At 70.3% G+C, this 21,499-nt stretch carries 16 protein-coding genes and 1 pseudogene; 7 read left to right on the forward strand and 10 right to left on the reverse strand.

What is annotated here, in order from left to right; translation table 11 throughout:
* Window positions 1–319: 319 nt before the first annotated feature.
* Window positions 320–1,060 carry an SDR family NAD(P)-dependent oxidoreductase gene (locus tag ACFWP5_RS30510; RefSeq protein ID WP_384163515.1) on the forward strand — a complete coding sequence of 247 codons (741 nt, stop codon included), beginning with the start codon at window positions 320–322 and terminating at the stop codon, window positions 1,058–1,060.
* Window positions 1,061–2,254: 1,194 nt separating this feature from the next.
* Here the strand turns inward: ACFWP5_RS30510 and ACFWP5_RS30515 are convergent.
* Window positions 2,255–3,361 (reverse strand): mechanosensitive ion channel family protein, encoded by a 1,107-nt coding sequence (locus tag ACFWP5_RS30515; protein WP_384163518.1) that lies wholly within the window; start codon window positions 3,359–3,361, stop codon window positions 2,255–2,257.
* Window positions 3,362–3,390: 29 nt separating this feature from the next.
* Between ACFWP5_RS30515 and ACFWP5_RS30520 the strand changes: the two genes are divergently transcribed.
* The gene (locus ACFWP5_RS30520; RefSeq protein ID WP_384163522.1) at window positions 3,391–3,960 is read left to right on the forward strand and encodes a dienelactone hydrolase family protein; all 570 of its coding nucleotides are present in this window, start codon (window positions 3,391–3,393) and stop codon (window positions 3,958–3,960) included.
* A 28-nt stretch (window positions 3,961–3,988) separates the two neighbouring features.
* Here ACFWP5_RS30520 and ACFWP5_RS30525 read toward each other — a convergent pair whose 3' ends face one another.
* The 4 genes from ACFWP5_RS30525 to ACFWP5_RS30540 form a co-directional block, all read right to left on the reverse strand.
* Window positions 3,989–5,650 carry an alkaline phosphatase D family protein gene (locus tag ACFWP5_RS30525; RefSeq protein ID WP_384163525.1) on the reverse strand — a complete coding sequence of 554 codons (1,662 nt, stop codon included), beginning with the start codon at window positions 5,648–5,650 and terminating at the stop codon, window positions 3,989–3,991.
* 88 nt (window positions 5,651–5,738) lie between these two features.
* Complete coding sequence (locus tag ACFWP5_RS30530; RefSeq protein WP_384163528.1) at window positions 5,739–6,551, reverse strand: thioredoxin domain-containing protein; 813 nt, start codon at window positions 6,549–6,551, stop codon at window positions 5,739–5,741.
* Between the two features lie 86 nt (window positions 6,552–6,637).
* Window positions 6,638–7,327, reverse strand: a complete 690-nt coding sequence (locus ACFWP5_RS30535) for a hypothetical protein (protein ID WP_384163531.1) — start codon at window positions 7,325–7,327, stop codon at window positions 6,638–6,640.
* A gap of 68 nt (window positions 7,328–7,395) precedes the next feature.
* The gene (locus tag ACFWP5_RS30540) at window positions 7,396–8,721 is read right to left on the reverse strand and encodes a DUF2252 domain-containing protein (RefSeq protein ID WP_384163534.1); all 1,326 of its coding nucleotides are present in this window, start codon (window positions 8,719–8,721) and stop codon (window positions 7,396–7,398) included.
* Between the two features lie 178 nt (window positions 8,722–8,899).
* On the opposite strand from ACFWP5_RS30540, the pseudogene dnaE reads away from it, so the two are divergent.
* Window positions 8,900–12,436 (forward strand): annotated as a pseudogene (dnaE, locus tag ACFWP5_RS30545) (DNA polymerase III subunit alpha); the annotation flags it as partial.
* Window positions 12,437–12,544: 108 nt separating this feature from the next.
* Here the strand turns inward: dnaE and ACFWP5_RS30550 are convergent.
* Window positions 12,545–12,709 (reverse strand): hypothetical protein, encoded by a 165-nt coding sequence (locus ACFWP5_RS30550; RefSeq protein ID WP_199827393.1) that lies wholly within the window; start codon window positions 12,707–12,709, stop codon window positions 12,545–12,547.
* Between the two features lie 224 nt (window positions 12,710–12,933).
* Between ACFWP5_RS30550 and ACFWP5_RS30555 the strand changes: the two genes are divergently transcribed.
* The 4 genes from ACFWP5_RS30555 to ACFWP5_RS30570 all read left to right on the forward strand — a co-directional run bounded on the left by ACFWP5_RS30555 (window position 12,934) and on the right by ACFWP5_RS30570 (window position 16,946).
* Entirely contained in the window at window positions 12,934–14,160 is a 1,227-nt protein-coding gene (locus ACFWP5_RS30555) for an NYN domain-containing protein (RefSeq protein WP_384163537.1), read from the forward strand.
* Window positions 14,161–14,325: 165 nt separating this feature from the next.
* Window positions 14,326–15,297: an ABC transporter ATP-binding protein gene (locus tag ACFWP5_RS30560; protein WP_384163634.1), complete on the forward strand. Its 972-nt coding sequence runs from the start codon at window positions 14,326–14,328 to the stop codon at window positions 15,295–15,297.
* Between the two features lie 64 nt (window positions 15,298–15,361).
* A complete protein-coding gene (locus tag ACFWP5_RS30565) occupies window positions 15,362–16,189 on the forward strand; it encodes an ABC transporter permease (RefSeq protein ID WP_384163540.1) in 828 nt (275 codons plus the stop codon).
* A 34-nt stretch (window positions 16,190–16,223) separates the two neighbouring features.
* Window positions 16,224–16,946 (forward strand): DUF2567 domain-containing protein, encoded by a 723-nt coding sequence (locus ACFWP5_RS30570; RefSeq protein ID WP_384163543.1) that lies wholly within the window; start codon window positions 16,224–16,226, stop codon window positions 16,944–16,946.
* A 337-nt stretch (window positions 16,947–17,283) separates the two neighbouring features.
* On the opposite strand, the gene ybaK is transcribed toward ACFWP5_RS30570, so the two are convergent.
* The 4 genes from ybaK to ACFWP5_RS30590 form a co-directional block, all read right to left on the reverse strand.
* The gene (gene ybaK, locus ACFWP5_RS30575) at window positions 17,284–17,784 is read right to left on the reverse strand and encodes a Cys-tRNA(Pro) deacylase (protein ID WP_384163546.1); all 501 of its coding nucleotides are present in this window, start codon (window positions 17,782–17,784) and stop codon (window positions 17,284–17,286) included.
* 21 nt (window positions 17,785–17,805) lie between these two features.
* Complete coding sequence (locus tag ACFWP5_RS30580; protein ID WP_384163549.1) at window positions 17,806–18,549, reverse strand: LON peptidase substrate-binding domain-containing protein; 744 nt, start codon at window positions 18,547–18,549, stop codon at window positions 17,806–17,808.
* An 11-nt stretch (window positions 18,550–18,560) separates the two neighbouring features.
* Window positions 18,561–19,694, reverse strand: coding sequence for a hypothetical protein (locus tag ACFWP5_RS30585; RefSeq protein ID WP_384163551.1), 1,134 nt, complete (start codon window positions 19,692–19,694; stop codon window positions 18,561–18,563).
* A gap of 139 nt (window positions 19,695–19,833) precedes the next feature.
* Window positions 19,834–21,411 (reverse strand): oxidoreductase, encoded by a 1,578-nt coding sequence (locus tag ACFWP5_RS30590; RefSeq protein ID WP_384163554.1) that lies wholly within the window; start codon window positions 21,409–21,411, stop codon window positions 19,834–19,836.
* Between the last annotated feature and the right edge of the window lie 88 nt (window positions 21,412–21,499).

Consider the following 21,499-nt stretch of genomic DNA (forward strand, 5'->3'; position numbering starts at 1 on the left):
GCTGAGGGTCGAAGGGCCTCTCCACGCACCGTCCGTTCGCCGTTGGCTGGAGGCGAACGTTTGTTGTGGGGGCTCGGCGCCGTTGGCGGCTGAGGGTCGAATGGCCTCTCCACGCGCTGCCCGTTCGCCGTTGGTTGGAGGGTGGGCGTTTGTTGTGGGGGCTCGGCGCCGTTGGCGGCTGAGGGTCGAAGGGCCTCCCCACGCACCGTCCGTTCGCCGTCGGTTGAGGGGGGGGCGTCTGCCGTGGGAGTGCGGCGCCGTTGGCGGCTGCGGGTGCGGTTCTTCGCGTTCGCCCCCGGCTTTTTGTACGCTCGGATTTATGGCTCGCAACGTTGTAATCAGTGGTGGCGGTACGGGAATTGGGCTCGCGGCGGCGCAGGTCTTCGCGGCTGACGGGGATCGGGTGTTGCTCCTCGGGCGGCGGCGCGAGGTGTTGGAGAAGGCCGCGGTGCCGGGGGCGCTGACGTATGCCGGGGACTTGAGCGAGCCCGAAGTGGTCCGGGGCGTCGAGCAGTTCGTCGCCGAGGAGTTCGGCACCGTGGATGTGCTGGTGCACAGTGCGGGCGGTACCGGGGCGTTGGAACCGGAGAGCGCGAGCAGTGATCCGCTGGACCGCGTCGCGCACGACTGGACCGTCAACTTCCGGATCAACACCCTGAGCGCCGCGCTGCTCACCGAGGCGCTGAAGCCGCGGCTCGCGGAGCCGGGCGGGCGGGTGCTGTTCGTCAGTTCCATCGCCGCGTACCGGGGTTCGGGGAGCGGCGCGTACGGCGGGGCCAAGGCCGCGTTGCACCCGTACGCCTATGACCTGGCCCGTGATCTCGGGCCACGCGGCATCACCGTGAACGTGGTCGCGCCCGGGTACATCGAGGACACGGAGTTCTTCGGCCCCGCGATCGCGGAGGCCCGACGCGAGCGGCTCATCAACGACACGTCGACCGGGCGGGCCGGTACCCCTGGGGACGTCGCCGCGACCCTGCACTGGCTCGCCTCACCGGCCGCGGGGCATGTGACCTCGCAGGTGATTCAGGTCAATGGTGGGGCTGAGCGGGGGCGTTGAGGAGGGCGGAGTCGCTCGGCCGCGGTCGGGTTCTGGTCGCTTCGTGGGTCGTCCGGGTCAATGGCGGTGCCAAGCCTGGGTGTTGAGGTGTGTGGAGTTGCCCAGCCGGGTCCCGGTCACCACGCAGGTCGTTCAGGTCAACAGGAGGGTTGAGCGCGGGCGTTGAGGTGCTCGGAGGTGCCCGGCTCCGCCTCGGGGTCTTGTCGTTCGTGGGTGAGGGAGGGGTTCTCGCCCGGCGCGGGTGCTGCGGCCTTGGACCGGCTGGTCTCGCCGGCCGTCGGGTTCTGGTCGTCTCGCTCGCTGGCCGGCCGGGTTAACCGCGGTGCTGAGCACGTGCGTTGAGACGCTCGGGGCCCCGTCTGGCCCCGGTGCGGGACCGGTCGTTCGTGGGCGAGAGGGCCTGCCCTGAACGGGTGCTGTGGCCTTGGGCCGGCCGGTCTCTCCGGCCGCCGGGCAGGTGAACTCGCAGGTCGTCCAGACCAACGGCGTTGCCCAGTATGGGCGTTGAGCTCTCGGAGTCACTCGCCCACGGTTCGTGCTCTGTCGTTCGTGGGTGGGGGCGTCTGGCGCGGGTGCTGTGGCCTTGGGCCGGCCGGTCTCTCCGGCCGCCGGGCAGGTGAACTCGCAGGTCGTCCAGACCAACGGTGTTGCCCAGTACGGGCGTTGAGCTCTCGGAGTCACTCGCCCACGGTTCGTGCTCTGTCGTTCGTGGGTGGGGGCGTCCGGCGCGGGTGCTGTGGCCTTGGACCGGCCGGTCTCTCCGGCCGCCGGGCAGGTGAACTCGCAGGTCGTCCAGACCAACGGCGTTGCCCAGTACGGGCGTTGAGCTCTCGGAGTCACTCGCCCCCGGTTCGCGCTCTGTCGTTCGCGGGTGGGGGCGCCCGGCGCGGGTGCTGCGGCCTTGGACCGGCTGGTCTCGCCGGCCGCGGGGTCCCGGTCGTCTCGCCGGTCGGCCGGGTTGACAGCGGTGCTGGAAGCGGGCGTTGAGGCGCCCAGTGTTGCTGATCCGCAGCCGGTCCCGGTCGTCTCGCCGGCCGTCCAGGTCAACGGCGTCGCCGGGCGCGGGCGTTCAGGTCGCAGGAGTCCCTCGGTAGCAGCCCGTTCCCGGTCGCTTCGCAGGTCCACCGGGTCAACAGCCCTGCCCAGCACAAGCGTTGAGGCCCCGGAGTTGCTCCGCCGCCCCTGCCCCCGCCCTCAACCCCGGTTGGGCCCCGGAGGTTCGTGAGCCGGGCGGCTGGATCCCCCATTGGGCGAAGGATCCTCCCCCGGGATCGGTGCCGCGTCCGCCGTGTTGACGCGGGGGAGGGCGTACGGGTGTTCCACGTACAGCCAGCGGATCATCTGTTCGCGGACTGTGACCCTCACCGTCCAGATATCGTCCGCGTCCTTTGCCGTGACCAGGGCCCGGACCTCCATGGTGTTCGGGGTGGTGTCGGTGACGACCAGGCCGTAGCTGCGGCCGTCCCAGGCGGGGCAGGCGCGGAGGATTTCGCGGAGTTGCTCGCGCATCGCGTCTACCGGGGCCGAGTGGTCGACCTGGAAGTAGACGATGCCGGTCATCTGGGGGGTGCCGCGGGACCAGTTCTCGAACGGTTTGGACGTGAAGTACGACACCGGCATGGTGATCCGGCGCTCGTCCCAGGTGCGTACCGTCAGGAAGGTCAGGGTGATCTCCTCGATCGTGCCCCACTCGCCGTCCACCACCACGGTGTCGCCGATGCGGACCATGTCGCCGAAGGCGATCTGCAGCCCCGCGAAGAGGTTGGCGAGCGTCGACTGGGCGGCGACACCGGCGACGATGCCGAGGACGCCCGCCGAGGCCAGCAGTGAGGCACCGGCCGCGCGCATCGCCGGGAACGTCAGCAGCATCGAGGCGACCGCCACCACACCGACGATCGCGGCCACCACCCGAGTGATCAGCGTCACCTGGGTCCTGACCCGCCGGACCCGGGCCGCGTCGTGGGAGGCGCGGGCGTAGCGCGAGTACGAGGACTCCACGATCGCGGACGCGATCCGGATCATCAGCCAGGCGGTGGCGCCGATCAGCACCAGGGTCAGGGTCTGGCCGATGCCGACCCGGTGCTCCTCCAGCAGTTGCGCATGGTCGTAGGAGCCTCTGAGCAGGGCCGCGCAGAGCACCAGCTGGTAGGGCACGCGGCCGCGGCGCAGCAGGCCCCACAATGAGGTGTCGTCGTGCCGGGCGTCCGCCTTGCGCAGCAGCAGGTCGGTGACCCAGCCGATGAGCAGCGTGAGGACGACGGAGCCGCCGATGACGATCAGCGGGCGCAGTACGTTCTCCATGTGTCCGACCGTACTGGCACGATGGCTTCATGAACATCATGCTCTTCCACTCGACGTACGGTCTCCGGCCGGCGGTGCGCGACGCCGCCGAGCGGCTGCGCGCGGCGGGCCACGAGGTGTGGACGCCGGACCTCTTCGAGGGGAGCACGTTCGAGACGGTCGAGGAGGGCATGGCCTTCAACGACGGGATCGGCAAGGACGAGCTGCTCAAGCGGGCCGTGCTGGCCGCCGCCCCCTACTTCGACCGCGGCCTCGTCTACGCCGGTTTCTCGCTCGGCGCCTCTGTCGCGCAGACCCTCGCCCTCGGCGACGAGAAGGCCCGCGGACTGCTCCTCCTGCACGGCACCTCGGACATCGCGGCCAACGCCTCCGTTGATGACCTGCCAGTGCAACTGCACGTCGCCGAGCCCGACCAGTTCGAGACCGACGACTGGCTCAGCTCCTGGTATCTCCAGATGGGCAGGGCCGGCGCCGACGTCGAGATCTACCGGTACGCCGGAGCCGGTCACCTGTACACCGACCCCGGCCTCCCGGACTACGACGAGGAGGCGGCCGAGGCCACCTGGCGGGTGGCGCTCGGCTTCCTCGACAGCCTGTAGTCACAAGCCTTCGGTCACACGGGATCGGCTACACCGGGTCGTACGCCCGCTCCACCTTCTGCGTGCCGCTCCGCGTCCGGTACGACCGCTCCCAGGACGAGGTCGCGGTGGCCGACGTGCGGTCGGACAGGACGTAGTAGTCCATCTGCGCCCGGTCGGCGGTGATGTCCAGGACGCCGTAACCGTGGCGGTCCGTGTCGACCCAGTGGACGTGCCGGTTGGCGAGCTGGATGACCGGTGCGGCGAGCGCGGAGACCGTGCCCTCGGGGACCTTCACGATGTCGTCGAGGTTGTCGGAGGTCACCGAGGTGATCACGAACTCGGTTGCCGCGGACGGCGACAGCGGGTACGTCCCGGCGTCCACCGGCACGTCGTTGGCCCAGGACATGTGGATGTCGCCGGTGAGGAAGACCGTGTTGCCGATCGCGTTCGAGCGCAGATGGGCGAGGAGTTCACGGCGGTCGTCGGTGTAGCCGTCCCACTGGTCGGTGTTGACGGCGAGCCCCTCCTGCGGCAGGCCCAGCAGTTCGGCGAGCGGCTTCAACAGGTCGGCGGAGAGCGCGCCGACGACGAACGGCGCGATCATCACCGAGTTGCCGACCAGCCGCCACTTGGTGTCCGACGCCTTCAACCCGGCCTTCAGCCAGTCGAGTTGGGCGCGTCCCGTTATCGTACGGTCCGGGTCGTCGACCGAACCGCTGCCCGAACTCGCCTGCTGCGAGCGGAAGGAGCGCAGGTCGAGGAGTGAGAGGTCCGCGAGCCTGCCGAAGCGCAGGCGGCGGTAGGTGGTGCCCGCGATCGCCGGGCGGACCGGCATCCACTCGAAGTACGCCTGTTTCGCGGCGGCTTGACGGGCCGTCCAGGTCCCCTCGGCGCCCTCGGTGTGGTTGACCGCGCCGCCCGACCAGGCGTTGTCCGCGAACTCGTGGTCGTCCCAGATCGCGACGACCGGCGCCTTCAGGTGCAGGGCCTGGAGGTCCGGGTCGGTCTTGTACTTGCCGTGCCGGGTGCGGTAGTCGGCGAGCGTGATGATCTCGTTCAGGGGCGCGTGCGGCCGTACGACCGTGCCGCGCGCCGCGTACTCGCCGGACTTGTACTCGTAGACGTAGTCCCCGAGATGCAGCCACGCGTCGAGGTCGTTCCGGGCCGCGAGATGGCGGTACGACGCGAAGTAACCGGCCTCCCAGTTGGCACAGGTGACGACGCCGAAGCGCAGGCCGGACACGTTCGCGTCCGCCGCCGGCGCGGTGCGGGTGCGCGCCGCCGGGGACTCGGTGCCGCCGGCCGAGAAGCGGAAGTAGTAGTCGGTGGCCGGTTCCAGGCCGCGGATGTCGGCCTTGACGGTGTGGTCGGAGGCGGCGGTCGCGGTGAGGGAGCCCTTGGAGACGACGTTCGTGAACGCCTTGTCCCTGGCGACGGTCCAGCTCACCTCGGTGTCCGGGCCGAGCCCGGAGCCGGGGACCGCCTCGGCGGTGGGCGTCACCCGGGTCCACAGCAGGACGCCGTCCGGGAGCGGGTCCCCGGAGGCGACCCCGTGCAGGAAGGCGGGTGCCCCGGTCGCGGCCCGGGCGGGCAGTGCGGCGGCGAGCGGGCCGGCCAGGACGGCGGTGGCGGCCGCGGCCTTGACGACCGTACGGCGGCGTGGGGAGGGCGAGTTGACGTCCTCGGGTGGTCTGTATCGACTGGTCACGAGCGACTAGGTTACTGACCGGTATTAACGAGAGCGGGCGAACTCGTAAAGTTCGCCCGCTCTTCCACCGCGCTTCTTACAAGAAGGCTCAGGCCTTGAGGGCCGCCGTGATCGCCGTGGTGAAGTCGGCCACCGTCATCGGCGCGTTCGTGCCGTCCGAGCCGGTCAGCGTCTTGCCGTCCATCTTCAGGGTCGGGGTGCCGGTCACCCCGCTCTTGTCGAACGTGGCGGACATGTCCAGCGCCCACTTGTCGTAGGTGCCGGCCTTCACGGCCTTCTGGAAGGCCGCGTTGTTCTTCAGGGCGGGAACGGTGTTCGCGACCTTGATCAGGTACGAGTCGTCCTTGAACTTGTCGGTCGTCTCGTCCGGGTGGTACTTCGTCGAGTAGAGCGCGGTCTTGTACTCGAGGAACGCCTCGGGACTGACGTTCAGCGCGGCACCCATGGCGCTCAGCGCGTTCTTGGAGCCCTGGCCGTTGTCCTTGTTGTCGATGAACGTGGCGCCGACGTACTGGATCTTGAACTTGCCGGCGTCCCAGTCGCTCTTCACGGTCGTGCCGACGGTCTGCTCGAACTGGGCGCAGATCGGGCAGCGCGGGTCCTCGTACATGACCAGGGTCTTCTTGGCGGTGCTCTTGCCGAGGACGAGGGTCGTGCCGTTGGTGCCGGTGGTGTTGGCCGGCTTGACGAGCTTGTCGTCCTTCGCCGACTCCCAGTAGGTGGGCTTGTTGTTCTGTACGACGGCGTAGCCGATGCCGCCGGCTATCGCGAGGACGGCGACGACCGAACCGGCGACTATGAGTTGCCGCTTGACCTTGGCGCGCTTGGCCTGGCGCTCGCGCTCGGCGCGCAGCCGCTCACGGGCCTGCGTCTTCGCCGCCGCGCTGTTCCGCTTGCTCATGTTGGTGATCTCCATATGGGACGCGTACACGTCGTACGCGGAATACGTGTGGGGGACTTATGTGTGCTCAGGTACCTGTGGGGTGTTCAGACCGCGGGCAGGACCGAGCACGGCGGTCCACGCCGTCCCAGGGAGTGCACCAGCAGCCGCTCACGGGCGGTGGCCGTACGGTGCGTGGCGCGCGGCAGCCGGCGGACCGGCGCGGTGCGCCGGCCCGTCACCGCGGCGGCGGCCAGGAGCAGCGGGCGGAAGCCCACCGCCGTTGCCGCGCGCAGCAGTTCGGCCACGGCGCGCTCGCCGCGGCGCAGATAGGCGGCGGCCAGGAGCCCGACGCCGATGTGCGCGCCGAGCAGCAGCCAGGCGGCGGTGGCGTCGGTGTGCGCGAGCAGCGCCGCCGCCTGATGGGGATCGTCGGTCACCCGGGCCAGCGAGGTGCCCACGCCGCCGCCGCTGCACAACACGTCCAGGCCGACCGCGCGCAGCGGTCCGGCGACCGGGCCGCCCGCCCTGCCGTAGCAGGCGTGCTGGCCGGTGGTGAACACCGTGTCGGCGGCCAGTTCCAGCGGGATCAGCAGCACGGCGATCCTGCCGAAGCCGCGCTCGCGGCCCGCCAGCGCGAAGGCGAGCACGAACACGGTGGCGGCGATCGCCGCCACCGTGCCGAGCGGAAGCGGAACCCGGGACAGCAGCACGTGCGACGCGGTGCTGAGCGTCACGACCAGTGCCGTGAACAGCGCCGCGCGTACGGCCCTGAGCTGGATCCCGGATATGTCCATAGCGGAGGTGAGTCTGTCATGTGCTCCGGTAGGGGACCCCTAAAGGGTTCCTGTGAGCGTACGGATGGTTACAGACCCGGAATCCGGCCGTTGCGGAACAGGTCGACGAAGGTCTGGTGGTCGGCACGCGCGCGTGTGCCGTAGCTGTGCGCGAAGTCGACGAGCACGCCCGCGAAGCCGTCCTCGTCGGCCGCGATCGCCGCGTCGATGGCCCGCTCGGTGGAGAAGGGCACCAGGGACTCGCCGGACTGGTCGTCGGCCGCCGCGTGCATCGTGGCCGTGGCCCGCCCGAGGTCCGCGACGACGGCGGCGATCTCCTCCGGGTCGTCGATGTCGCTCCAGTCCAGGTCCACCGCGTACGGCGACACCTCGGCGACCAGCTGCCCGGTCCCGCCCAGCTCGGTCCAGCCGAGCCACGGGTCCGCGTGTGCCTGGAGGGCGCGCTGGGAGATCACCGTGCGGTGACCCTCGTGCTGGAAGTAGTCCCGGATCGCCGCGTCCGTGATGTGCCGCGAGACGGCCGGCGTCTGGGCCTGCTTGATGTAGATCACCACATCGTTCTCCAGGGCGTCGCTGTTGCCCTCCAGAAGGATGTTGTACGACGGCAGTCCCGCCGAACCGATGCCGATGCCCCGGCGGCCGACGACGTCCTTGACCCGGTAGGAGTCGGGGCGGTCCAGGGAGGACTCGGGAAGCGTCTCCAGGTAGCCGTCGAACGCCGCGAGGACCTTGTAGCGGGTGGCCGCGTCCAGCTCGATGGAGCCGCCGCCCGACGCGAACCGGCGCTCGAAGTCGCGGATCTCGGTCATCGAGTCCAGCAGCTCGAAGCGGGTCAGCGAGCGGGCGGTGCGCAGCGCGCCCAGGAGCGGGCCGTCGGCCGTGTCCAGCGTGAACGGCGGTACCTCGTCGCTCTTCGCGCCGGTCGCCAGCGCGTGCACCCGCTCGCGGTACGCGCCCGCGTAGACCTGCACCAGCTCGGTGATCTGCTCGTCGCTCAGCGCCTTCGCGTACCCCACGAGCGCCACGGAGGCGGCGAAGCGCTTGAGGTCCCAGGTGAACGGGCCGACGTACGCCTCGTCGAAGTCGTTGACGTTGAAGACCAGGCGGCCGTTCGAGTCCATGTACGTGCCGAAGTTCTCGGCGTGCAGGTCGCCGTGGATCCACACGCGCGAGGTGCGGTCGTCCAGGTAGGGGCCGCCCCGCTTCTCGGCGTCGAGGTCGTGGTAGAAGAGGCACGCCGTGCCCCGGTAGAACGCGAACGCCGAGGCCGCCATCTTGCGGAACTTCACGCGGAACGCGGCCGGGTCGGCGGCCAGGAGCTCGCCGAAGGCGGTGTCGAAGACGGCAAGGATCTCCTCGCCGCGGTGCTCGTCGTTGAGCTGCGGAACCGACATCGCTCTGTGCCTCCTGGTACGGGTGGTGCGTGACATGTGACGGGTCTGTCGTCACCTTCCAACGCTCGAAGGTACGTGGGAGTGCCCCGCTTGTGTCAGTCGCGAGGCATAGGATTCGGTCCTGTCCCCCCAGACCGCCCGCTGTCTGTTGTCGACTGTTTCCCCTGGAGGCCAAGCCGTGTCAAAGCCGCCGTTCACGCACCTGCACGTCCACACCCAGTACTCGCTGCTGGACGGTGCCGCGCGGCTGAAGGACATGTTCGACGCGTGCAACGAGATGGGCATGACCCATATCGCGATGTCCGACCACGGCAACCTCCACGGGGCCTACGACTTCTTCCACACGGCGAAGAAGGCGGGCGTCACGCCGATCATCGGCATCGAGGCGTACGTCGCCCCCGAGTCGCGGCGCAACAAGCGCAAGATCCAGTGGGGCCAGCCGCACCAGAAGCGCGACGACGTGTCCGGTTCCGGTGGTTACACCCACAAGACGATCTGGGCGGCCAACAGCACGGGCCTGCACAACCTCTTCAAGCTGTCCTCGGACGCGTACGCCGAGGGCTGGCTCCAGAAGTGGCCGCGCATGGACAAGGAGACCATCTCCCAGTGGTCCGAGGGCCTCATCGCCTCCACCGGCTGCCCCTCGGGCGAGCTCCAGACCCGGCTGCGCCTGGGCCAGCCCGAAGAGGCACTGAAGGCCGCCGCCGAGTACCAGGACATCTTCGGCAAGGACCGCTACTTCCTGGAGCTGATGGACCACGGCATCGAGATTGAACGCCGGGTCCGTGACGGCCTGTTGGACATCGGCAAGAAGCTCGGCATCCCGCCCCTGGTGACCAACGACTCGCACTACACGTACGCGCACGAGTCGGTCGCGCACGACGCCCTGCTCTGCATCCAGACCGGCAAGAACCTCTCCGACCCGGACCGCTTCCGGTTCGACGGCACCGGCTACTACCTGAAGTCCACCGACGAGATGTACGCCGTGGACTCCTCGGACGCCTGGCAGGAGGGCTGCCGCAACACCCTCCTGGTCGCCGAACAGATCGACACCTCGGGCATGTTCGAGGCGAAGAACCTCATGCCGAAGTTCGACATCCCGGACGGCTACACCGAGATCACCTGGTTCAAGGAGGAGGTCCGCCGCGGGATGGAGCGCCGCTTCCCGGGCGGCATCCCCGACGACCGCCAGAAGCAGGCGGACTACGAGATGGACGTCATCATCCAGATGGGGTTCCCGGGCTACTTCCTTGTGGTCGCCGACTTCATCATGTGGGCGAAGAACAACGGCATCGCGGTGGGCCCGGGCCGTGGTTCCGCGGCCGGTTCGATCGTCGCGTACGCCATGGGCATCACCGACCTCGACCCCATCCCGCACGGCCTGATCTTCGAGCGGTTCCTCAACCCCGAGCGCGTCTCCATGCCCGACGTCGACATCGACTTCGACGAGCGCAGGCGCGTCGAGGTGATCCGGTACGTGACGGAGAAGTACGGCGCCGACAAGGTCGCCATGATCGGCACCTACGGCAAGATCAAGGCCAAGAACGCCATCAAGGACTCCGCGCGCGTGCTGGGCTACCCGTACGCGATGGGCGACCGCCTCACCAAGGCGATGCCCGCCGACGTCCTCGGCAAGGGCATCGACCTCGACGGCATCACCAACCCCTCGCACCCCCGCTACGGCGAGGCGGGCGAGATCCGCGGGATGTACGAGAACGAGCCGGACGTCAAGAAGGTCATCGACACCGCCAAGGGCGTCGAGGGCCTGGTCCGGCAGATGGGCGTGCACGCGGCCGGCGTCATCATGTCCAGCGAACCCATCGTCGACCACGCACCGGTGTGGGTGCGCCACACGGACGGCGTGACCATCACGCAGTGGGACTACCCGCAGTGCGAGTCGCTCGGCCTGCTGAAGATGGACTTCCTGGGCCTGCGCAACCTCACGATCATGGACGACGCCATCAAGATGGTGAAGTCCAACAAGGGCATCGACCTGGAGATGCTCGCCCTCCCGCTGGACGACCCCAAGACCTTCGAACTGCTCTGCCGCGGCGACACGTTGGGCGTCTTCCAGTTCGACGGCGGCCCGATGCGCTCGCTGCTGCGCCAGATGCAGCCCGACAACTTCGAGGACATCTCCGCAGTCTCCGCCCTGTACCGGCCCGGCCCGATGGGCATGAACTCGCACATCAACTACGCCGAGCGCAAGAACGGCCGCCAGGAGATCACGCCGATCCACAAGGAGCTGGAGGAGCCCCTTGAGGAGGTCCTCGCGGTGACCTACGGCCTGATCGTGTACCAGGAGCAGGTGCAGAAGGCCGCGCAGATCGTCGCCGGGTACTCGCTCGGCGAGGCCGACATCCTGCGCCGAGTGATGGGCAAGAAGAAGGCCGACGAGCTGGCGAAGAACTTCACCATCTTCCAGGCCGGCGCCCAGAAGAACGGCTACAGCGACGCGGCGATCCAGGGCCTGTGGGACGTCCTGGTCCCCTTCGCCGGCTACGCCTTCAACAAGGCGCACTCCGCCGCGTACGGCCTGGTGTCGTACTGGACCGCCTACCTGAAGGCCAACTACCCGGCCGAGTACATGGCGGCGCTGCTCACCTCGGTCAAGGACGACAAGGACAAGTCCGCGATCTACCTCAACGAGTGCCGGCGCATGAAGATCAAGGTGCTCCCGCCGAACGTCAACGAGTCGGTGCACAACTTCGCCGCCCAGGGCGACGACGTGATCCTCTTCGGCCTGGAGGCCGTGCGCAACGTCGGCACGAACGTGGTCGACTCGATCATCAGGTCCCGCAAGGCGAAGGGGAAGTACGGCTCCTTCCCCGACTACCTGGACAAGGTCGAGGCCGCCGCCTGCAACAAGCGCACCACCGAATCCCTCATCAAGGCCGGTGCGTTCGACACCCTGGGGCACACCCGCAAGGGCCTCACCGCGCACTTCGAGCCGATGATCGACAACGTGGTGGCGGTCAAGCGCAAGGAGGCCGAGGGGCAGTTCGACCTCTTCGGCGGCATGGGCGAGGAGGACACCAGCGAGCCCGGCTTCGGACTCGACGTGGAGTTCACCACCGACGAGTGGGAGAAGACGTATCTCCTCGCGCAGGAGCGGGAGATGCTCGGTCTGTACGTCTCCGACCACCCGCTCTTCGGCCTGGAGCACGTGCTGTCCGACAAGGCCGACGCGGGCATCGCCCAGCTCACCGGAGGTGAGCACTCCGACGGCGCGGTCGTCACCATCGGCGGCATCATCTCGGGCCTCCAGCGCAAGATGACCAAGCAGGGCAACGCCTGGGCGATCGCCACCGTCGAGGACCTCGCGGGCTCGATCGAGTGCATGTTCTTCCCGGCGACCTACCAGCTCATCTCGACCCAACTCGTCGAGGACACCATCGTGTTCGTCAAGGGTCGCCTCGACAAGCGCGAGGACGTGCCGCGGCTCGTCGCGATGGAGATGATGGTCCCCGACCTGTCGAACGCGGGCACCAACGCGCCCGTGATCCTCACCATCCCGGCGACCAGGGTCACCCCGCCCATGGTCAGCAGGCTCGGTGAGATCCTCAGCCACCACCGGGGCGACAGCGAGGTCCGCATCAAGCTCCAGGGCCCGACCAAGACCACGATCCTGCGCCTGGACAAGCACCGGGTGAAGCCCGACCCGGCCGTTTTGGGCGTTTTGTCGGTGCGGCGGGGCCGGGCCGGCCGGGCGGGGTGCGCGACACACTTGCCCGCGGGGCCCACCCGTCGCCGGTGCCGCCCCTCGGTGTGTGCCTGGGTCTCAACAACCTGATACGGGTCTCAACGACCCGATATGCGGAGGTCAGTTGTGGCCGAAGCGCTTCTCCCGGCCCTTGCGGGCCATGTCGCTGGGAGTCGCCTGGGATATGCGCTGTTCGGCCTGGTCCTGCATCGAGGACGACTTGGCCTGCTCCTCGGCGCGCTCGGACTGCGGCTGCTTACGGTCACGGTGCTTGTTCTTGGCCATGGGGATCTGCCTCCTGAGGGGGAACTAGGGGCCAGGGCCGCGACCAGATTCACATAGGCTGACGAAGAACGCATTTCGGATAATTACCGTGTGTGACATGGTTGATGCGAGAGAGAAGCCCCGAAACGCCACGCCGAAGATCGAGTTCGGGCCGTTAACCCTTGTGCGGTCGGGCAGACTCGAAGCAAGCCCGAAGCAAACCGACCGGGAAGAGGGTGAGTCGCGTGGACCGCTGCATCGTCCTGGTGGACGCCGGGTATCTGCTGGGGGCCGCAGCCAGTCTCCTCGCCGGAGATTCCTCGCGTTCCCGCATCACCGTCGATCACGCCGCCCTCATCCAGGGTCTGCGCGAGCGAGCCGAGTCCGACACCGAGCGGCCCCTGCTGCGCATCTACTGGTTCGACGGCGCCCCCGACCGCGTCCCGCAGCCCGAGCACCGCAGGCTGCGCGTGATGCCCCGTGTCACCGTTCGCCTCGGCGCCCTGACCCGCAGCGACGGCCGCTGGGCGCAGAAGGGCGTCGACGCCGCCATGCACGCCGAGCTGACCGAGCTGGCCCGCAACCGCGCCTGCTCCGACGTCGTGCTCGTCACCGGCGACGGGGACCTGCTGCCGGGCATGATGGCCGCCAAGGAGCACGGCGTCGCCGTACACCTGTGGGCCGTGCAGGCCGCGGACGGGGACTACAACCAGTCCGAGGACCTGGTCGCCGAGGCCGACGAGCGGCGGGTGCTGGACCGGACCTGGATCACCAAGGCCGTACGGGCGAAGGATCTCGGTGGGGTGTGTGCGCCGCCGCCCGTGCCGCGGCCGGAGATCGCCGCGATCCTGTCCGCGCCGCTGCCGGAGTCCGCGCCGCGGGCGGCGCGCGAGCGGGCCGCCGAGGAGGGCGAGCACGCGGCGGCGGAGGCCGGCTCGGAGAACGGCGCACAGGAGCGGGTGCCCGCGCCCAAGGGCGTGCCCACCCCGAAGGACCTGGCGAGCCTGAAGGCCCCCGGTGCCGCCCAGCCCGTACAGCAGCCCGCGAGCGCGACCCTGCGCTGGTCCTCCGACAAAGGGTGGGTCGACCGGCCGGGCGGCGCCGCCGAGCCGCCCGAGGTCGCCTCGATGCCGACGCTGGCGCAGCTGACCACCGCCGAGCAGCGCTGGGCCGACCGCGAGGAGGACATCACCACGGTCGGCGGCGACCCCTACGAGGTGGGACAGGTCTTCGCCCGCCGCTGGATGGGCCGGCTCGGCGACCACGGCAGCCACCTGCAGAAACTGTCCGGGATGTACCCGCGCGTCCCGCACCGCATCGACGGCGAACTGCTGCGCTACGCCGCCCGGTTCGGCCTCCTCGCCCACAAGGACGACCAGATCGACGAGCACGACCGGTACGCGATCCGGGCCGGTTTCTGGCGCGAGATCGACGTACGGACCGCCGCGGAGCACGCGCCCGCCGGGGAGTGAGCGGACGCGGTCGGTCCGGCTGTCGAACCGCCTTGTGACTGGATTGTCTTTACCGACGGATGTGCCGTTCTCGACCGACCCGCGAGCGGGCAGGGCTCCCGGACCCCGTAGTCTCGTCCCGTGAGTACGCGCGCGGGACAGGCACTTCGGCACGGTGGGGATGTCGTGTGCGCGGTGCGCGGGCTCAGCAAGACCTATCCGGCGGTGCGCGGCCGACGCGGTGCGCCGGGAACCCCCGAGGTACGGGCCACCGACGACGTGACCCTCGACATCCGCCGGGGTGAGATCTTCGGGCTGCTCGGGCCGAACGGCGCCGGCAAGTCCACCCTCGTACGCCAGCTGACCGGGCTCATGCGGCCCGACGCCGGCAGCGTCGAGATCCTCGGCCACGACATCGTGCGCCACCCGGAGCGGGCCGCGCGGATCCTCGCCTACCTCGGCCAGGAGTCCTCCGCGCTCGACGAACTGACCGTGTCGCTGGCCGCCGAGACGACCGCCCGGCTGCGCGGCCTGGACCTGCGCGACGCACGCGCCGAGCGGGACGCCGTACTCGACGAGTTGGGGCTTACGGCTGTTGCCGGGCGGCCGCTCAAGAAGCTGTCCGGTGGGCAGCGGCGGCTGGCGTGTGTGGCCGCCGCGCTGGTCGGGGAGCGGTCGCTGCTGGTCCTCGACGAGCCGACCACCGGGATGGATCCGGTGGCGCGCAGGGCAGTGTGGTCCGCCGTCGACCGGCGCCGGGCCGAGCGCGGGAGCACCGTGCTGCTTGTCACCCACAACGTCATCGAGGCCGAGACCGTCCTCGACCGGGTCGCCGTCCTGGACCAGGGCAAGGTCATCGCCTGCGACACCCCCGCCGGGCTCAAGGAACAGGTCGCGGGCGAGGTGCGGGTCGAGCTGGTGTGGCGGGAGAAGCCGCCGCTGGACGTCCCGGAGGTCGCCGCGCTGCGGGACCGGGCCGTCGAGTCAGGCCGCCGCTGGACGCTGCGGCTGGCCCCCGAGGAGGCCCGGGTGGCCGTCGCCACGGTGACCGGCGGGGCCGCGTTCGCCGCCCTGGACGACTTCACCCTGGCCACGCCCAGCCTGGAGGACGTGTATCTGGCACTGGGCGGAAACGCGCAGGGGCTGGTGAAGGCATGAGTACACGAGCCGTCGTATCCGTATGGGACAGGGCGACTGCCGGCGTCGAGAGGAGCAGCGCGACGTGAGTGTCGTATCCGCCGATGTTCTGCCGAGTGGTCCCCTGGCCGTGCCGGAGGCCACCGCCTCGGGCGCGGCCGAGCTGGGGCCGCGGGCCAGGCTGTGGCCCTCCATGGCCGCCGTGTACCGGGCCCAGCTGTCCCGGGCGCGGGTCGCGCGGATCCCGCTGCTGTTCGTGGCGACCTTCCAGTCGGTCGGCATCCTGATCATGATGCGCGGTGTCGTCGACGGCGGGAGCCACGACGCCCAGTTCGTCGTCGCCGGCTCGTCCGTGCTCGTCGTCGCCTACGTCGGGCTGAACCTGCTCGCGCAGTACTTCGGGCAGCTGCGCGGCAGCGGCGGGCTCGACCACTACGCCACCCTGCCCGTGCCGCCCGCGGCCGTGGTGCTGGGCGCGGCGGGGGCGTACGCCTCCTTCACCGTGCCGGGGACCGCGCTCACCGCCGTCTTCGGGTGTGTGCTGTTCGGGCTGCCGATGGGGAACATCTGGATCCTGGCGGCGGTGATCCCGCTCGCCGGGGCCGCGCTCGCCGGGCTCGGGGCGGCCCTGGGGCTGCTTGCACCGCGCCCCGAACTCGCCACGCTGCTCGGGCAGTTGGGCATGTCGGCGGCGCTGCTCCTTGGCGTGCTGCCGGCCGACCGGATGCCGGAGGCGGTGCGGTTCCTGCGGGACCTGGTGCCCTCGACGTACGGCGTGGAGGCGTTCGCGCAGACGTTCGGGGCGCATCCGGACTGGGCACTCGTCCTCGGTGACCTCGCCGTATGCGCCGGGGTCGGGGTCGTTTCGCTGGCCGTCGCCGCCTGGGCCTACCGTCGGGCTGCCGTCCGGTGACGCGCCGCACAGCCGGGCCTGGCACGATGGCAGAGTGACCGCACCGCTGACTCCGCCTCCGCCGCCGCGTGACCAGTCCCCGCACGATCCGTGGCAGCCGCCGGGTGACCCGAACACTCCGGGCGCGCCGGGCAACCCGGGTGCCGGGTATCCCATGCACGCCCCGCAGGACGCGTCCTACGGCCAGGACGGGCCCGGGATGAAGACCGAACTGATCGAGGCCGTGGTCGTCACGGTCGCCTCGGCGGTCGGTGGGGTGTTGCTCGGGGTGTTGTGGTGGTGGCTGGCGCCGCATGTGCCGCTGGTCGGGGACGTGGTCGACAAGAGCTGGGTCGTCTACCTCAAGGACTCCGAAGGGGAGCAGGCGGTGGGGGTGGACGGAACGTTCACTCTGCTTGCCGTGGCTTTCGGGGTCGTGAGCGCGCTTGTCGTCTTTCTGCTGCGGCGGCGTGGGGGAGTGCCGCTGGTCGCTGCGCTGACCTTGGGTGGGCTGGTCGCCTCGTTCCTCGCCTGGCGGCTGGGGATGTGGTTCGGGCCCACGAAGGATGTGCTCGCGCACGCCAAGGCTGTGGGTAAGGGGATTACGTTCTCCGCGCCGCTGAAGTTGGGGGCGAAGGGGGCGTTGCTGGCTTGGCCGGTGGCCGCGCTGGTCGTTCACCTGGGGCTGACGGCGCTGTTCGGGCCTCGGGATCCTGAGCCGGTGTATCTGCAGCAGGGGCCGGTCCCCAAGGACGGGTACGGGGCTCCGACGGCTTAGGGGTTTTCGCCCCCGCCGCCCCTACCCGTCCCATCCCCAGGGGCTGCCGCCCCTTCGACCCCGCCCGGGGGCTGCGCCCCCAGACCCCCATCGGCCCTGAAGGGGCCTCGTCCTCAAACGCCGGGCGGGCTGGATGTTGCGGACCGGTGCCGAGAGGTCACGCCCTCTCGCTGGGAAGTCTCGCCCCCCCCGAGAGACACCGGACGGCGAGCCGGAAATGTCTACGCCGGTCGGCGGCCGTGGTTGGCCCTGTGCTTCCTGGTGCGCCACTTTCGTTTCCTGGTTTTCTTCGACATGTTTCTTGTGCTTAACCGAGGACCGGGTCCGCGTCGAGGGGTTACGCACGGCCGATGGGCGCCAGTACCGCATCCGTGAGGGTCTTCAGGTGGTCGGGGGAGAGTTCGACCTCCAGGCCGCGGCGGCCCGCCGAGACGCAGATTGTGGGGTGGGCGGCGGCGGAGGCGTCCAGGACCGTGCGGAGTTTTTTGCGTTGGCCCAAGGGGGAGATGCCGCCTCGGACGTAGCCCGTGGTGCGTTCGGCGAGGGTGGGGTCGGCCATCGCCGCGCGTTTGCCGCCCACCGCCGACGCGAGTGCCTTCAGGTCCAACTGGCCTGCCACCGGGACGACCGCGACCGTCAGGGCGCCGTCCACGTCCGCCACCAAGGTCTTGAAGACCCGGTCCGGGGAGACGCCCATCGCTTCGGCCGCCTCCTCGCCGTAGGAGGGGTGGGCGGGGTCGTGGTCGTAGGCGTGGAGTTCGTACGGCACCCCGGCCGCCGTCAGGGCGACCGTCGCCGGGGTGCCGCCCGACTGCTGCTGTTTCGACTTCTTCGCCATCGGAGTGTTTGGTTTCCGGGTTCAGTTCAGGCTTGTCGGGCCTCGGGTCAGGTCCGATGCGGGGAGGGACGGCAGGTTGCGGATGATGGCCGTCTCGGAGCGGAGGAGTTTCAGTTCGTCGCGCAGGCGGGAGGCGGTGTCGGGGGCCTGGAGGAGGCGTTGTTTCGTCGCCGTGTCGAGCATCATCGCGGCGGCGACCAGGTAGGAGACCACGGCCGGTTCGTCCGGGAGTTCGGCCTCGCCGGTCGACAGGGTGCGTTCGCGGGCGCCCGCGAGGCGCTTCTGGTACTGGCGGAACGCGCGTAGCACGCCCTCCGCGAGCGCGCCGGCCTCGTCGCCCTTCTCCTCGTGCAGTGTCTCCAGCTCGGCCGTCAGGAACGGGCCCGAGGCGTCCACGGAGAGCAGCCGCACGCGGGTCGTGCCCGTCGCCAGTACCTCGAAGGTGCCGTCGGCGCGCTCCCGGATGGTCGCCGCGTCGGCGACGCAGCCCACCGAGTGGAAGGCCTTGAGCGGGTCGGGGCCGAAGCCGGCCGTGGGCCCGCGTTCGGGCACGGCCGTCTGGTCGGGCATGCCCGGGGCGGTCGATGCCACCTCGTGGCCGTCGCGGATGGCCACGACGGCGAATCGGCGCGATTCCTCCTCAGGGGTCTTGAGCAGATCGCGCATCATGGCGCGATAGCGCTCCTCGAAAATGTTCAGAGGAAGCACGAGCCCCGGGAACAGAACCGAGTTCAGGGGGAAGAGCGGCAGCCGGACGGTGGTCACGGCGCAAAAGCCTAATGGTCCCCGGAGCGGGCACGTCCGCCGTGCTCACTCCGTGGATACGGTGGCGCGTCCTCGAAGCCCCACGGCTGCGTCGGAATCGCCGGCAGAACGGGCGGAACCGGCCCGCCCAGCGGCAGTTCCGAGGCCACCGCTATCCGTACGCCGTCGCGCACTTCCAGGAACTGGCCGAGCGGGTCGTCCGAGATCCGGTCCCACGGGAAGGACGTGGCGTACGGGCCGATCAGGCGCAGCTGGTCCAAGGCGTCCGTCCAGCGTTCGAGGCGGATGAGTACGTAGGTGAGGAGGTTGCGGACCTCGGCGGGCCAGGGGTCGGCCGCCGCGTACGTGGCCGAGAGGGCGATGGCCAGGTCGGCCGCCGCGTCCAGCCGGGCGCGGGGCACCGTAGGACCGCAGCCGTCGGTCAGGCAGGCGAAGGCCGCGCGCACCGGCAGCGCCTGGACGAGCGAGCCCGGCAGGGCGTCCTGCGCGGCCGGCTCGGCGAAGTCGAAGCACTCGCGGTGGGAGCAGCGGGCGGTGTGGGGTCTGTCCCCCCACTGCGCGCAGCAGGGCGCCGACAGGTACCGGAGGGCGGCCACATGGCAGCCGTAGTGGTGCGGGGAACGGCGGACCGCCTCGCCCCACAGCCGCTCGAACTCGGTGTGCCCGGCGTTCGTGCCCCGCGCCCGGTCGAGGGCGACGCGCCACGGCACCGGGTCGCGCGGCTCCGCCTCGGCCGCCGCCGTGATCAGCGGGCTCAGTTCGCGCAGCAGCTCGGCGCGGGCCGGCGACTCCCAGCAGCGGTCCATCGCCAGCTGAGCCGTGAGCAGCAGCGCGTCCGGGTCCTGCGGGGCGGCGGCGCACCAGGCCTCCAGCCACTCGGGGCGGCAGCGGGCGAACGCGGCGAGCCGGAGCGTGTGGCGGTCGCGGTCCTCCCACTCGGCGGACGCGCGCGTTGCGGCCAGCAGCTCGGAGGCCGGGCCGTACTCGCCGCGCCCGGCCGCGACCAGCGCGGGGCCGAGCCGGTCGTCGGGCGCGTCGAGGAGGACCTCGTCGTCGGCCGGCAGCCCGGCGGCGAGCCGCGAGGTGTTCCTTGCCATCCGGGCGGTACGGATGAACGCGCGCAGCAGAGCCATGGTGTCGACCATTGAAGGACCGTGGATCCGGAGTGCGCCAGACCGTTTGAGTACCCGGCTGAAAGTTGTACGAGCCCCGGTCAAGCCCCGGCAAAAGGTGACTGTTGCTCAACTGTTCGAGTGCTGTGCACGGGCCCCGGCGAGAGGGGTCCTAGCCGCGTCTGAGCAGCCGTGTGGCGCCCGCCGCCACCGTGGTGGCCAGGATCCACCCCAGCAGGATCAGCGCCACCGACAGCCACTGCCAGCCGCCGTGCAGCTGCCACTGGCCCGCCTGCCCCAGGTCGATCACCGGCAGCAGCAGGTCCAGCGCGAACAGGGCCGGGCTCCACGGCGGATGCCCGGTGCTGTTCACCGGAGCGTGGTCGGCGTGCGCGAAGGCCAGCGAGCTCGCCGCCCACAACACCGCCATCCATACGGCCGCCCGGCCCGGCCGGTACCCGTAGGCGACCGTCCAGTCCTGCACGACCCCCCACACCTTGGCCGCGACCGGCAGGCTCTCCCGGCGCCGGCGCTGCTTGGCGAGCAGCACCTCGCGCGCGTCCTCGTCCTCACCCGCGTTGCGCAGCACGGTCGCGAGCCGCTCGTACGGCTCCGGGTTGTACTCGGCGGTCGCCGCCGCCACCCAGTCGAGACGGACGTCCAGCGGGAACGGGCCCTGCGGTACGAGGTTCTCGTACACGAAGCCGCCCATGTGGAGGTTGCCAGGGCTCGGCCAACTGCCCGCCGCGTCGATCAGGTTGACGACCCGCGCCCCCGACAGCACCACCTTGCCGCGTCGCGGCTGCTCCCCGAGGAAGCGCAGCTCGGGCGTCTGCACGCGCAGCAGCGACAGCTCCTGGTCGTCCGTGAAGGTGAACCGGGCCCGCTCCAGGTCCACCGCGTCCCCGAACCGCCCGTCGTCCAGCCGCACCCCGCCCTGGCACGAGAAACGCTGGATGCGGGTCCCGCGCGCGGGGGTCGTGCCGCTCAGCCACGGGCCACCGACGCCCGCCGGGGTGAGGTACAGGGTGCGGCCCACGGTCAGCTGCGGCGCGTTCAGGGCGAGCCGGGTGTACGGGTTGGCCAGCCGGGCGCCGCGCAGGCTCAACGAGACGCCCACCTTGGCGCTGCGCAGGCTCAACTCGCCATGCGATTCCAGAAGTTCGGCCTGCAGATCCTGGCCCACGGTCATGCCGTCGGCGGCGATCGAACGCCCCGTGCGGTCCCGGTAGACGATCGCCTGGTTGAGCAGCAGATCGGTGCCGATGTGCGCGTCGGTCAGCCGGACGCCGTTGTGGAAGCGGCAGCGCGGCAGATGCAGGTCACCCTCCGTGTGCACCCGCGCCGCCTCCAGCCGCGGCACCGAGCAGTCCACCAGCCGTACGGTCTGGAAGCGGGCCTCCGGCAGCAGCACCTCCCGCTCGAAACGGCAGCCCTTCAGCTCGACGTACGGCGTGACGGTGCCGCCCGCCAGGTCCAGCACGCCGCTGATCTGCACGCCGGTGAGTTTCAGGGAGGCCACCCGGCCCGACAGCGCGGGTGGGCCGTCGAGGAGCAGCCAGCACACGAACCGTGCCCGCACGGTCCGCTCCGGGCCCCACGGATGTCCGCCGTGCGGATCGTCGACGACACTGTCGCCGCTGCTCAGGTCGTACACGCTGCCGTTGCGGAAGGCCTGCCACATACCGGCCTCGGCGGCGGTCGCATCGTCCGGCACATCCCCCGCGTGGATGCCGACACCCTCGGTCACTGCTCTTTCATCCCTCTCAACTACTCACGGGTTTCGCACAGCTGTTCATGCCCGCTCCGTGACGCCCGGAACACTAGACGTGAGGGGG

This window comes from Streptomyces sp. NPDC058469, assembly GCF_042721125.1.
Lineage (GTDB): Bacteria > Actinomycetota > Actinomycetes > Streptomycetales > Streptomycetaceae > Streptomyces.